A 12,976-nucleotide genomic window follows, 5' to 3' on the forward strand; every position below is an offset into this window, starting at 1 on the left:
CGGCGTCAGGCGGCCGAGGCGACCGGGCCGCGCAGACCGCCCACCGGGATCGGGGTGGCCGCGACCAGGGCGGCGTGCTCCTCGATGGCCACCGCGTGACTGACCTCGCGGAGCACGTCGGAGAGCGGCACGTCCAGCGCCGAGCAGAGCGAGGCGAGCAGCTCCGAGGAGGCTTCCTTCTGGCCGCGCTCGATCTCGGAGATGTAGCCGAGGCTGACCCGGGCTTCCGCCGAGACCTCACGCAGGGTCAGGCCGCGGAGCTGGCGCTGCTCCCGCAGCACGTCACCGAGCAGTCGCCTGAACAGCACCATGGCGGACCCTTTCACGTCGTGTTCTCGTCCTCGTGGGGTCAACGCTACCTGAGTGCCGAACCTTCCCGGCGGGTACGGCTCACTGGGTGGGCCCCGTGTCGACTCCGAGTCGCTGCAGCAGACACGCCAGGGCCCGGTCGCAGGCGACCGTCCGGATCCGGCCACGGTCCCCGGTCAGGCCGAGTTCGACGGCCCCGGCGCCGTCCGGGCCGGCGTACCCGAGGAAGACGGTGCCGACCGGCTTCCCCTCCTGCAGCTCCGGTCCCGCGACCCCGGTGGTGGCCAGTCCCCAGTCGCTGCCCAGCAGCCGGCGCACGCCGGCCGCCATCGCCTCCGCGCACTCGGCCGAGACGACGCCCGGGCCGGACACCACCGACTCGGGCACGCCCAGCACCTCGACCTTGACCTCGGTGGCGTAGGCGATCACGCCGCCGCGGAACATCAAGGATGCGCCGGGGGCGCTGGCCACCGAGGCACCCAGCAGTCCGGCCGTCAGCGATTCGGCGACGGCGAGGGTGAGACCCCGGTCGGTGCAGGTGCGGACGGTGAGGGTGGCCAGCTCACTGACCGCGGCCGGATCGCGCATGTGTTTCAGTCTGCCCGACGGCTCAACGCCGGCGGCCGCGGCAGCGTTCCTGACCCGGCGGTGACACGTGCGCCGGCCGACCCAGCGCCCGACCGCATCCCGCGCTCGTCGTCTCGGCGAGCAGACCCACGATGATCGGATCGTGGTCGGAGGAACGGAACGGGTCGGGCCGGTGGAAGTCGGTGGCGTGGTAGTTGTGCCGGCTGTACTCCAGGGCCACCGACTCGCCGGAGTTGATGTTCCAGATGTCCACGCCGGTGGAACGCTGCTGGGCGGCCTGGTTCATCAGCACGTGGTCCAGTGACCCGGATCGGCCGCCGAACGAGTAGGAGTACTTCTCCAACTGATGGTGGCGGGTGGCGTTCACGTAGCCGGCGTCGTAGAGGACCTGCAGCGGGTCCTCCTCCGTGTAGGAGTTGAAGTCACCGACCAGCAGCACCGACTCCACCCCGGCGGTCACCTCCGGGATCCAGTCGCGCAGCGCTTCGGCCTGCAGCATCCGGGAGGCCACCGAGGAGCCCTGGCCGTCGCCGGTGTCCTCATCGCCCGGATGCGGCCCCGGTGATCCCTTCGACTTGAAGTGGTTGACGACCACGAAGAACGGCTCGCCGCCGCCGACAGGCACGAAGGCCTGGCCGATCGGCTCACGGGCGTTGCCGAAGGCCTGACCCGGCTCGCTCTGGTCACCCAGCGCCCGCGGTTCGCCGGTGGGCACGACCGCGGCGGGCTTGTAGATCAGGGCGTTGGTGATCACGTCCTGCAGCCCGACGTCCGGCAACTCGGTCGACGACGGCACCGCCGCCCATACGCCGGCACCCTCGGCCTCGTTCAGTGCGGCCACCAGTTGCTCGGTGGCCTGATCGGCGGGGTTGCCCATCCGGGCCGAGTTCTCGATCTCGATCAGGCCCAGAACATCCACGTCCATGGCCGTGATCGCGGCGACGATCTTCTCCTGCTGCCGCTCGAACTGGGCCGCACTCCAGGCGCCCCGCTGCGGGCAGCCGGTGCGCACCGTGGACCCGTTCCCGGCGCGATCGTAGTAGGGCGCGCACGCCGGGTCCGACTCTCCCAGGGTCGGGAAGTAGTTGAGGACGTTGAAGGCGGAGACCTGCAGGTCCGCCGCGCCGATCAGCGCCTGATCGGGTGCGTCGGTGCGGGTGTCGGCGACGGTGATCGGCGCGGTGCTGTTGTCGGGGCCGGTCACGGTCCGCAGCGGCTGGAAACGGTACGTCGGGTTGCTCGGCGAGCCGCCCTCGGTGAGGATCACGTCCTCGGTGAAGGTCACTGGGGCGCCGACCCGCACCGGCTGATCGGTGGAGATCCAGGCCGGAGTCAGGTGGCCGTTGACCAGGCACGGCACCGGGCGCGGCATGCAGGTTCCGGCGCTGAAGCTCTGAGCCATGTAGTTGGCGCTGGAGCCGTCGTCCAGGACGATGACCCGGGCCTCGTTGTCCGCGGCCACCGCGGCCGCCTCGGCACTGCCGGGCCGGGCCACCTCGGTGGGTTGGATCAGCGGCTGCTCGCCCACGGCCAGCCCCAGCTCGCCGAACTGTTGGGTGAGGTAGGTCTCGGTGACCGTGAAGGTCCCCAAGGGGCTGACCAGCATCCCCTCCAGGCTCTCCTTCTCCGCTGCGGTAGCCGGCCAGGTCGCGGTGATGGCCGGCAGCACCGCGGCTGCCTCCTCGTCGAGCACGCTGACCTGACCCGCGGAGACCGAGATCTGGGTGGCTCCGGCGTACTCCGAGGCCAGACCGGTCACCTGCACGTGGTCGCCCGGCTCGACGGTCACCGGGAAGCAGCCGGCGTCGCAGTTCTGGTAGACGAAGATGCCGTCGGATGCTTCGTGACCGGCCAGGTCGATGGGACCACCGGTGCCGGCGGTCTGCAGGTAGAAGCCGAAGAACCCTCCGGTGGGGTAGGCCGCAGTGACGACGCCGCGGGTGGTCACCTGCTGGTTCAGGTACGGGGTGGTGAACCCGGTGCCCTGGATCTCGGCGATCGTCAGCTGCACCGGCTCCGCCGGGGCCGGGAGTGTCTCGCCGGATGAGTTGGTCGGGGTCATCTCGGTGGTGGTGCGGAAGTCGGCGGCGTTGTCGTCGGTGTCGGTGCCATGCGCATCGCGGGTCAGTGAGGAGGCGGCCGAGTTGGCCGGCGCGGCGGCGCTGCCCTCGTAGCGGGCGGCCGAGCCATAGCCGACGAAGTCGATCAGGTCCGCGACCGGGAACTCGTCGTTCCCGGGGCCATCGGGGTCCAGCGGTGTGGTCACCCTGGCCAGAAAGATCTGGCCGTTCGCGATCGCCATGTTGATGGAGGAGTAGCTGGCGTCGGCCTCGACGGGCAGGGCGGTGCCGTTGCCGCCACCGCTCTGCAGCTGGATCAGGTAGTGGCCGCCGCCCGGCACCTCGTCGTCGGGGAGCACGAACACCTGGCTGCTGCCGGGGGCGCCGGTGTTGCCGGCGGCGGCGTACTGGAGGCTGAGCCCCGCCAGCGAGATCGGCTCCTGGCTCGGGTTGTGCAACTCCAGCCAGTCGTGGGTCCAGACGGCGCCACTGTTGCCGCCGGCGGTGTAGAACTCGCTGATCACCAGCTCGGTGCCGTCAGGGCTGGCCTGGGCCGTGGAGATGGTGCCGGCGGCCAGGCCGGACGCGACCAGCATCAGCATGGACAGGCGGATGACGACACGAGACAGAGACACCGAGGGCTCCCGAGGACAGCGAGTGGATGGTGGACCTCAGCCTGCCACAGCTGCTCGCCCTCCCGGGCGAACTCGGCGCGACGTCAGCGCGACGTCAGGGCAACGATCGCGACAACGTCGGGTGTCGGATCAGCGGCCGCGGATCTGGTCGCGCTGCCGCCACACGTCGCGGAAGAACTCGAAGCCGGACCAGAGCGTCATCGCCACCGCCGCGGCCAGTGCCACCTGGGCGGCGTAGAAGACGACCAGGCCCGGGGTCTCCAGGACCCCCTCGACCTGTCGCAGCGGCAGCACCAGCAGCCCGAGCGCCAACGCCTGCAGCGTGGTCTTGATCTTGCCGCTGTTCGCGGCCGCGATCACCACGTTCTTGAGCACCGAGAGTCGGAGCAGGGTCACGCTCCACTCACGCAGCAGGACCACGATGGTGACCCACCACCAGATGTCGCCGACCAGCGAGAGCGCGATGAAGGCCATCCCGGTGATCGCCTTGTCCGCGATCGGGTCGGCGATCTTGCCGAAGTTGGTCACCAGGTTGTGCTTGCGAGCCAGGTCGCCGTCGATCTTGTCGGTGATCATCGCCACCGCGAAGATCGCGAAGGCGGTCAGTCGCCATCCCACCGAGTCGCCGTCGTCCATCAGCAGCGCCACCGCGAAGAAGGGCACCGCGACGATCCGTAGCGTGGTGAGCAGGTTGGGCACGTTCCAGTTCGAGACGGCGGTGTCGGTCATCGGGTTCCCACTTCCTCGCCCGCAACCGGGGTGGCGATCAGATCGATCCCGTCGGTGTCCACCACACGGGCCCGGACCAGGTCCCCCACCGCGTGCCCGGGGCCGATCCGGGTGCTGCCGTCGACCTCGGGGCCCTGGAAGCCGGCGCGTCCCTCGCCGTCGGCCGACTCGACGAGCACGTCGATGACCTCGCCGAGTCGTTCCTCGGCTCGCTGGGCGGTGAGCTCCTGCACCAGGTCGTTCGCGTGCGCGACCCGGGCCCGGATCTCGTCATCGTCGAGCTTGGTGGACGCCTCGAAGCCTGCGGCTTCGGTGCCGTCCTCGTCGGAGTAGCCGAACACGCCGACCACATCCATCCTGGCCTCGACCAGGAAGTCACAGAGGGTCTGGAACTCGTCCTCGGTCTCGCCGGGGAAGCCGACGATCACGTTGGACCGCACTCCGGCCTCCGGGGTCAGCGCGCGGACCCGGGCCAGCAGGTCCAGGAACGAGTCGGGGTCGCCGAACCGGCGCATCCGACGCAGCACACTGGCGCTGGCGTGCTGGAACGAGATGTCGAAGTAGGGCACCACACCCTCGGTCTGCGCGATGACCTCCAGCAGGCCCGGCCGGATCTCGGCCGGCTGCAGATAGGAGAGGCGCACCCAGTCGATGCCGTCGACGGCGGCCAGCTCCGGGATCAGTGACTCCAAGAGTCTGAGGTCACCCAGGTCCTTGCCGTAGGAGGTGGTGTTCTCGCTGACGCAGAAGATCTCCCTGACCCCCTGGTCGGCCAGCCACCGTGCCTCGGCGAGGACGTCGGTCGGGCGGCGGCTGAGGTAGGAACCGCGGAAGCTCGGGATGGCGCAGAAGGTGCACCGTCGGTCACAGCCGGACGCCAGTTTCAGCGGCGCCATCGGCCCGGTCTCGAGTCGCTGTCGGGCCGGCGCGTGGCCGGGCACCGTCACCCCCGCCTCAGCACGGTCGACGGGGCTGATCGGCAGCAGCAGCCTGCGGTCGGTGGGGGTGTGGGACTGGTGCTTCTCCCCCGCCACGATCGCACGCAGCCGACTGGCGATGTCGGGGTAGTCGTCGAAGCCGAGCACCGCGTCGGCCTCGGGCAGGGCGTCGGCGAGTTCGGCGCCGTACCGCTCCGCCAGGCAGCCGACCGCGACCACCGCCCGGGTCCGGCCGTCGTCCTTGAGGTCGGCGGCCTCCAGCAGGGTGTCGACGGAGTCCTTCTTGGCCTGCTCGACGAAGCCGCAGGTGTTCACCACCACGGTGTCGGCATCAGCGGGATCGGTCACCAGCCGGAACCCGTCGGCGGCGAGCCGGCCGGCGAGTTCCTCGGAGTCGACCTCGTTGCGGGCACAGCCGAGGGTCACCATGGCCACCGCCAGCGGGGTGTCGGCAGGGGTGGAGGCGTCAGTGGTCGTCATGATCGCCCCTGAGTATGCCGGTAGAAGCCGCTCCCGACCCAACCCTGACCCCGCGAGGTGTCGCGGCGGTCAGCGGTTCACGAAGGTGCCGCGTCCGGGCACCCCCGACTCGCCGAGGGTGCCGCGGTTGCGACCGGCCACCTGGATCTGCACCGCGCCCGCGTCGCTGGCCTCCAGCCGCACCGGCGGGACCACGCTCAGGTTGTGCGCGTCCCCGTGCGCCAGCGTTCCCTCCCAGACGAGTTCGCCGGCGCCGTCGTGGACAACGACGTGGGCTCCGCCGGCCACGGCCTTGAGGCGCACCGGGACCGGGTCGGCCGTCTGATGGATGCTGCCGATACCGGCCGAGCCGTTGAGCACCGGTTGGGTGAGTTCGACGGGCGCGTCCATCAGGAGCCGGGCGAACGACCAGACCAGCACCGCAGCCATCACCGCGGCGACCAGCACCGACCAGTTCGGGCCGCCGCGCGTGCCGCGGATCGACCCTCCCGAGGCCAGCTCCGCTTCGAAGACCCGTCGCGGATCGATGGGTGCGTCCGCGTACCGGTCGTCATAGGAGGTGATCAACCCGTTCGCGTCGATGCCGAGGATCCGGGCCAGGGTGCGCAGGTGTCCGCGTGCGTAGAAGTCGCCACCGCAGGCGGCGAAGTCGTCGACCTCGATCGCCTCGATCACGTGCGGCCGGATCCGGGTCCGTTCGGCGAGCGCGTCCACACTCAGTCCGAGCCGGGTGCGGGCTGCCGCCAACTCCGGTCCGATCACCGGGTCGTCGGCCGGTTCGGGCGCCAGCTCCTCCAGATCCAGCGGCGCCACCGGCTCCCCGGGGCGCGCGATCGGCAGCACCCGTTCGCCCCAGGTCTGGATGTCCTCGACGAGGCTCACGCCGCCCTCGTGACGGCGGTACTCACGACCGCCGGTCTCATCGATGACCGGGGCGACCACGGTCGCCTCGGCGCGCACCGCGTCGCGCAGCCGCCGGGAGGGCTCCGGAGTTGGCGAGGGGGCCACCTCCGGGTCACCCTGGCGACGGGCGGCGAGTCGGCCGGCCAGCGCGCCGATGACGGCCGCCAGCAGCGGACGGGGGTCGCGCAACCGGCGGCGGGGTTCGACCACCGGCGTCAGTGGTTCGCCGTCGACCAGCACGGCGGTCTGTCCGGCGAGCAGCCGCAGCGCGTCGCCCAGTTCGGCGCCGGCCTCGACCCGGGTGCTCAGGCCCAGCGGCACCGCGAGCGGCGCTCCGTGCAGTCGTCGGCTCCACGCAGCATGCCTGCCGGCGGCGGGCTCGAGCTCGGCCAGCACCCGGTCCAGGTTGTGCGGGACCAGGACCAGCCGGGCGTCGGTGAGCCGGTGGCGTGGCAGGAGCTCCACCGCCTGCAGGGCACCCCACGGCAGCCCGGTCCAGGCGCGTCCCAGCCGGAGCCGGACCCCCTGGGAGTCCGCGATCAGCAGCGGGGTGCGGGCGTCGGCGAGGCTGCGCAGGTGCGCCACCGCGATGACGGCCATCGATCCGCCGACCAGCAGGTCGACCAGGGCACCGGACGACAGGCCCCGGCCCAGCCACAGCGCCGCCACCACGCCTGCGACCAGTCCGATCAGCCCGGCGGTGCGGCCGTTCCGACGTACCTCGACCGGCTCCGGCGCCAACGACAGCGGTTCGGTGTCCTCGATCTCGGCCCAGTCGCGTGCCTCGCTCATGCCTTCACGCCTCTCCGGTCAGTGTTGCGATCACGTCGTCGACCTCGTCCGGCTTGACCAGCACGTCCCGGGCCTTCGAGCCTTCGCTCGGGCCCACCACGCCACGACTCTCCAGGATGTCCATCAGTCGGCCGGCCTTGGCGAACCCGACCCGCAGCTTCCGCTGCAGCATCGAGGTGGAGCCGAACTGGGTGGAGACCACGAGTTCGACGGCCTGGACGACCAGGTCGAGGTCGTCACCGATGTCGTCGTCGAGCTCCCGCTTGCTCGTCTGCGGGGCGGTGACGTCTTCGATGTACGTCGGCTCGAGCTGCTGCTTGCACGCCGCGACCACCTTGGCGATCTCGGCCTCGGTGACCCAGGCCCCCTGGACCCGGATCGCCTTGGAGGATCCCATCGGCAGGAACAGTCCGTCGCCCTGACCGACCAGCTTCTCCGCGCCGGGCTGGTCGAGGATCACCCGGCTGTCAGCCAGAGACGAGGTGGCGAAGGCGAGCCGGGAGGGCACATTCGCCTTGATCAGTCCGGTGACGACGTCCACGCTCGGCCGCTGGGTGGCCAACACCAGGTGGATGCCGGCGGCTCGGGCCAGCTGGGTGATCCGCACCACCGCGTCCTCGACGTCGCGCGGGGCCACCATCATCAGGTCGGCGAGCTCGTCGACGATCACCAGCAGATAGGGGTACGGCGCCAGGGTGCGTTCGCTGCCCGGCGGCACCTGCACCTTCCCGGCGCGCACTGCCTTGTTGAAGTCATCGACGTGACGGAACCCGAAGTTGGCCAGGTCGTCGTAGCGCATGTCCATCTCGCGGACCACCCAGGCCAGCGCTTCGGCTGCCTTCTTGGGGTTGGTGATGATCGGGGTGATCAGGTGCGGGATGCCCTCATAGGCGTTCAACTCGACCCGCTTCGGGTCGACCATGATCATCCGGACCTCGTCGGGAGTGGATCGCATGAGCACCGAGGTGATCATCGAGTTGATGAAGCTGGACTTGCCCGAGCCGGTGGCGCCGGCGACCAGCAGGTGCGGCATCTTGGCCAGGTTGGCGACCACGAAGCCGCCCTCGACGTCCTTGCCGAGCCCGGCCACCATCGGGTGCGGGTCGCGACGCGCGTTGTTGGAGCGGAGCACGTCGCCGAGGGAGACGATCTCCTTGTCGATGTTGGGGATCTCGATACCCACCGCGGACTTGCCGGGGATGGGGCTGAGGATCCGGACGTCCGAGGAGGCCACCGCGTAGGCGATGTTCTTCTGGATGCCGGTGATCTTCTCCACCTTGACCGCCGGGCCGAGCTCGACGATGTAGCGGGTGACCGTCGGCCCCCGGGTGTAGCCGGTGACCGCGGCGTCGATGCCGAACTCGTCGAGCACTCCGGTGAGCCGGTCGACGACGTCGTCGCTCGCCTTGGACCGTGCCTTGTGCGGTGAGCCGGGCTTGAGCACGTCGCTGGCGGGCAGCGTGTAGGCGATGTCGCCGGAGAGCGCCAACTGCTCGACCCGCTGCGGGAGTTGGGCGTGCGGAGGCGGCTCGATCTCGACCTTGTCGTCGGCGTCGGCCTCGGGCGAGGCGAACTTCTTGGTGGGCCTGTCCTCGGGCGTCTCCGCGGTCGCCGCGGTCTCCTCGGTGGCGGCTCGGCGCTTGCGGCCTCGTTTGGTGTCGACCTCGGGGTCGTTGCCCTCGTGGTAGTCGATGAGCGGAGTTTCGTAGGCCTCGTCCCCTTCGGGCAGCAGGTCGTTGCCGCGCTTGCCCCGCCCCTTGGATCGGATCGGCTTGGTCGGCAGTCCGTCGGGGCCGAGCTCCTCGTCATCCCCGGCCGCGGTGCGACCCAGCACCCGGTCCCGCAGTGCGGCGAGCCGCTCGGGCACTCGATAGACCGGAGTCGCGGTGATCACCAGGAGGCCGAAGACGGCCAGCAGCACCAGCAGGGGCACCACCACGAAGGGGGTCCGCAGCAGGTCGAGCAGCAGGCTGGCGACCACGTAGCCGACGGCACCACCGGCCTCCTGGAGGATCCGGGAGTCGCCGAGCTCGGGCTGAGGGTTGCCGTTGGCGATGTGCACGATGCCGAGCACGCCGAGCCCGAAGGCGCCCCACCCGATGACCTGGCGGCCGACCGGGCCGTTGCGTTCCGGATCACGCATGTTCCGCCAGCCGACGTAGACCAGCAGGAACGGCGCCAGCCAGCCGACCTTGCCCATCATTCCGGTGACCACGGTGCGGACGAAGTCCATCACCGGGCCGGGCAGTTGCCACCAGACCGCTGCCGCAGAGACCATCGCCATCCCGAACAGCAGGAGTCCGAAGCCGTCCCGCCGGTGCTCGGGCTCGAGGTCGCGGGCAGTGCGGCCGATGGACCGCAGGGTCGCGCCGAGCGCGTGCGCAAGACCCATCCAGACCGCAGCGATCCCGGCTCCGAGGGCGGCGAAGAAGCGGTAGACCGGACCGGGTCCGTTGCGCACCGCCCTGGGCGCCGGCCGGCGGGCGTTCTTGGCTCCGGTCCGACTGTTGCCGGACCGGCTGTTGGCTGCACTCCGGGGTCGGGTGCTCGAACTGCCCTTGGGCTTGGACGTGCTCGAACTCCGCGACCGCGGCGGGGAAGACGTACGGGTCGCCATGGTGATGACACTAGATCACCAGTCACACCAGCATCATGCTTCACAGCCGCGTGTCGCGACCGCGCTGCTCAAACGGCCCACAGCGAGAGCAACCACGGAAGCACCACCAGCGCGGTCGGCAGCACCACCACCAGGACCGCGGCGACCAGCACCAGGACGGACTGGAGACGGTGCGGATCCGGGTCGGCCAGCAGGTCCACCCGGGTGACCAGCCCCGCTCCCCCGGCCGGCAGCGCGGCCGCCGGCACCCGGCTCTCGGCCAGCGCCACCAACGCCCGACCCAGGTGTCTGGGATCGCGGCCTCGGACGGCTGCCCGGTCTGCCATCACCTCGACGAGGAGCTTCACCTCGTCCAGCGCCGCCCGGCTCGAGACCCAGCGGGGGAAGGCACGGTGGAGCACGCTGAAGGCCTCCAGCAGCAGGTCGTGGCGGGACCGCAGGTGGGCGCGCTCGTGGGCCAGCACCGCAGCCACCTCGTCCTCGGTGAGCCGGTCCAGCATGCCCGCCGACACCACCACCCGGCTGCCGCCCAGCGCCGGCAGGCAGTAGGCCACCGGTAGGTCGTGGTCGAGCACCTCGACCCCCCGCTCCCGGTGGGCGAGCAGGTCCAACTGGGCCCGGTGCCGTCGCCGCAACTGCCGCAGCGTCGTCCCGACCCGATGGCCGCTGAGCAGCAGTCGGGCGGCGACGAGCGCGGTCACCGCCAGCGCCACCACCGCGATCACCCGGCCGACCCAGTCCCGCTCCGGAGCCCACACGTGTGCGGTGGTCAGCGACAGGCCCGCACCCAGTGCCGCCAGTACCGCGGCCGCTGCCACCGACTGCCACAGCACCAGGCTGGCGCCCGGACTGCGGCGCAGGCGTGGCCACCGGGCCAGGAGTGCCGGCACCGGCCCGGCGAGCAGCACCGCCAGTGCGCCGAGGAGCAGCGGGGTCATTGCTCCAGCCGACTCAGCGCGGCCCGGAGCGCCTCGACCTCATCCGCACTCGCCTCGGCCACGAAGGCCACCAGCGCTCCCGAGCGGTCCGCCGACCCCACCTCGTCCAGAGCCGCGTGCATCAGTTCCGCGGTGAGCTCGCCGCGCGAGGCCCGCGGGCGGTAGGTGTAGGCACGCCCGTCCTTGGTCTGGTCGACCAGGCCCTTGCGGGCGAGCCTCTCCATCACCGTCATCACCGTGGTGTAGGCGATCGACCGAGACTCCGCCAGCGACGCGTGCACGTCGCGCACGGTCACCGACCGGTGATCGGGTAACGCCCACAGCACCTCCAGGACGCCGCGTTCGAGTTCACCGAGGGTGGCTCGGCCCAGGTTGCGGGAGGAGGACGGGAGTTCGGCGTTGTTCACACGGCCGATTGTACCAACGACCCCTTGTCGTACTACATTGCATCGTAGATACTACGATGCGTAGTAATCACTGGCCGAGTGCGACCCGTACAGGTGCACTGCGTGAGCGGAGGCAACACCGTGGAAGTCCTGGATCTCGCCCGACTCCAGTTCGGCATCACCACCGTCTATCACTTCCTGTTCGTGCCGATCACCATCGGCCTCTCCGCGCTGGTCGCGACGTTCGAGACCCTGTGGCTGCGCCGCAAGGACCCGGCGTACCTGCGGCTGACGAAGTTCTTCGGCAAGCTGTTCCTGATCAACTTCGCCATCGGCGTGGTCACCGGGATCGTGCAGGAGTTCCAGTTCGGGATGAACTGGTCGGACTACAGCCGGTTCGTCGGCGACGTGTTCGGCGCCCCGCTGGCCATCGAGGGCCTGCTCGCCTTCTTCCTCGAGTCGACGTTCCTGGGTCTGTGGATCTTCGGCTGGGACCGACTCCCCCGGGCGGTGCACGCCGCCTGCATGTGGCTGGTCCACATCGGCACCCTGTTCTCGGCGTACTTCATCCTCGCGGCCAACTCGTGGATGCAGAACCCGGTCGGTCACACCTACAACCCCGAGACGGGACGGGCCGAGCTCACCGACTTCGCGGCCGTCCTGTTCAACCCGGTGCAACTGGTCGCCTTCCCGCACGTGGTGGCCGCCTGCTACATGACCGGCGGCGCGTTCGTGCTGGGCGTCAGCGGCTGGCTGTACCTGCGCAACCGGCACAGCGACGACGACCGCGCTCTCTACCGCAAGGGGCTGCGCATCGGTGCCGCGGTGACGCTGCTGGCCGGCATCGGCGTCGCGATCACCGGAGACGTGCAGGGCAAAGTGATGACCGAGGTGCAGCCGATGAAGATGGCCGCCGCCGAAGGGCTGTACGAGACGGCCGAGGAGTGCGCGCCGTTCTCGATCCTGACCATCGGCAGCCTCGACGGCACCGAGGAACGCTTCTCGATCACCATCCCGTGTCTGCTCTCCTACCTGGGCACCGGCAGCTTCGACGGTCAGGTCGAGGGCATCAACGACCTCAGGGAGAGGTACGTCGCCGAGTACGGCCAGGACCCCGGCCAGACGTACTACAGCCCCGGCGACTTCACCCCCAACATCCCGGTCACCTACTGGACGTTCCGGCTGATGATCGGCCTGGGTCTGCTCGCCGCCGGCGTCTCGGCGCTGCTGCTCTGGGTGACCAGAGGCGGCCGGATGCCCCGACGCCGCGGATGGGGGGTGGTCGCCCTCTCGGTGCCGGTGGTCACCGTGCTGGCCAGCAGCTTCGGGTGGATCTTCACCGAGATGGGCCGGCAGCCGTGGGTCGTCTACGGCCTGATGACCACCGAGCACGGCGTCTCACCCAGCGTCAGTGTCACCGAGGCGGCGATCTCGCTGATCACCCTCACCGGCCTGTACGCCGTGCTCGCCATCGTTGAGATCGGGTTGCTGGCCAAGTTCATCCGCGCCGGGGCCGATCCGTTCGTCGAGCCGCCGGACCCCACCCACCCCGACCACGACGACGACGCGCCGCTCGTCTTCGCGTACTGAGCAGGAGACCG

The 12,976-nt window shown here is 70.4% G+C and carries 10 protein-coding genes; 1 reads left to right on the forward strand and 9 read right to left on the reverse strand.

Features of this window, described 5'->3' with window-relative positions:
- Window positions 1–5: 5 nt before the first annotated feature.
- From JKG67_RS02725 to JKG67_RS02765, 9 genes are all read right to left on the reverse strand, one after another.
- Entirely contained in the window at window positions 6–311 is a 306-nt protein-coding gene (locus JKG67_RS02725; RefSeq protein ID WP_203335696.1) for a helix-turn-helix domain-containing protein, read from the reverse strand.
- 79 nt (window positions 312–390) lie between these two features.
- Window positions 391–897: a CinA family protein gene (locus JKG67_RS02730; RefSeq protein WP_203335697.1), complete on the reverse strand. Its 507-nt coding sequence runs from the start codon at window positions 895–897 to the stop codon at window positions 391–393.
- A gap of 22 nt (window positions 898–919) precedes the next feature.
- Entirely contained in the window at window positions 920–3,592 is a 2,673-nt protein-coding gene (locus JKG67_RS02735; RefSeq protein ID WP_203335698.1) for an ExeM/NucH family extracellular endonuclease, read from the reverse strand.
- Between the two features lie 129 nt (window positions 3,593–3,721).
- Window positions 3,722–4,321 (reverse strand): CDP-diacylglycerol--glycerol-3-phosphate 3-phosphatidyltransferase, encoded by a 600-nt coding sequence (pgsA, locus tag JKG67_RS02740; protein WP_203335699.1) that lies wholly within the window; start codon window positions 4,319–4,321, stop codon window positions 3,722–3,724.
- Window positions 4,318–5,700: a 30S ribosomal protein S12 methylthiotransferase RimO gene (gene rimO / locus JKG67_RS02745; protein ID WP_203335937.1), complete on the reverse strand. Its 1,383-nt coding sequence runs from the start codon at window positions 5,698–5,700 to the stop codon at window positions 4,318–4,320. The genes pgsA and rimO overlap by 4 nt, the downstream gene beginning before the upstream one ends.
- A gap of 108 nt (window positions 5,701–5,808) precedes the next feature.
- Complete coding sequence (locus JKG67_RS02750) at window positions 5,809–7,434, reverse strand: RodZ domain-containing protein (protein WP_203335700.1); 1,626 nt, start codon at window positions 7,432–7,434, stop codon at window positions 5,809–5,811.
- 4 nt (window positions 7,435–7,438) lie between these two features.
- A complete protein-coding gene (locus tag JKG67_RS02755) occupies window positions 7,439–10,051 on the reverse strand; it encodes an FtsK/SpoIIIE family DNA translocase (protein ID WP_203335701.1) in 2,613 nt (870 codons plus the stop codon).
- A 68-nt stretch (window positions 10,052–10,119) separates the two neighbouring features.
- Window positions 10,120–10,989 (reverse strand): M56 family metallopeptidase, encoded by an 870-nt coding sequence (locus JKG67_RS02760; RefSeq protein ID WP_203335702.1) that lies wholly within the window; start codon window positions 10,987–10,989, stop codon window positions 10,120–10,122.
- Window positions 10,986–11,396, reverse strand: coding sequence for a BlaI/MecI/CopY family transcriptional regulator (locus JKG67_RS02765; protein ID WP_307816400.1), 411 nt, complete (start codon window positions 11,394–11,396; stop codon window positions 10,986–10,988). Before JKG67_RS02765 ends, JKG67_RS02760 begins: the two co-directional genes overlap by 4 nt.
- Before the next feature lie 120 nt (window positions 11,397–11,516).
- Here JKG67_RS02765 and JKG67_RS02770 point away from each other — a divergent pair, with 120 nt between their 5' ends.
- A complete protein-coding gene (locus JKG67_RS02770; protein ID WP_203335939.1) occupies window positions 11,517–12,965 on the forward strand; it encodes a cytochrome ubiquinol oxidase subunit I in 1,449 nt (482 codons plus the stop codon).
- The last annotated feature ends 11 nt before the right edge of the window (window positions 12,966–12,976 follow it).

This window comes from Nocardioides limicola (assembly GCF_016827675.1).
In the GTDB taxonomy this organism is placed as follows: domain Bacteria; phylum Actinomycetota; class Actinomycetes; order Propionibacteriales; family Nocardioidaceae; genus Nocardioides; species Nocardioides limicola.

Bases quoted from the DNA above. Each gene is read 5' to 3' on its own strand.
- JKG67_RS02725 (WP_203335696.1), bottom strand. From the start codon at position 311: ATGGTGCTGTTCAGGCGACTGCTCGGTGACGTGCTGCGGGAGCAGCGC.
- JKG67_RS02730 (WP_203335697.1), bottom strand. From the start codon at position 897: ATGCGCGATCCGGCCGCGGTCAGTGAGCTGGCCACCCTCACCGTCCGC.
- pgsA (WP_203335699.1), bottom strand. From the start codon at position 4,321: ATGACCGACACCGCCGTCTCGAACTGGAACGTGCCCAACCTGCTCACC.
- JKG67_RS02750 (WP_203335700.1), bottom strand. From the start codon at position 7,434: ATGAGCGAGGCACGCGACTGGGCCGAGATCGAGGACACCGAACCGCTG.
- JKG67_RS02755 (WP_203335701.1), bottom strand. From the start codon at position 10,051: ATGGCGACCCGTACGTCTTCCCCGCCGCGGTCGCGGAGTTCGAGCACG.
- JKG67_RS02760 (WP_203335702.1), bottom strand. From the start codon at position 10,989: ATGACCCCGCTGCTCCTCGGCGCACTGGCGGTGCTGCTCGCCGGGCCG.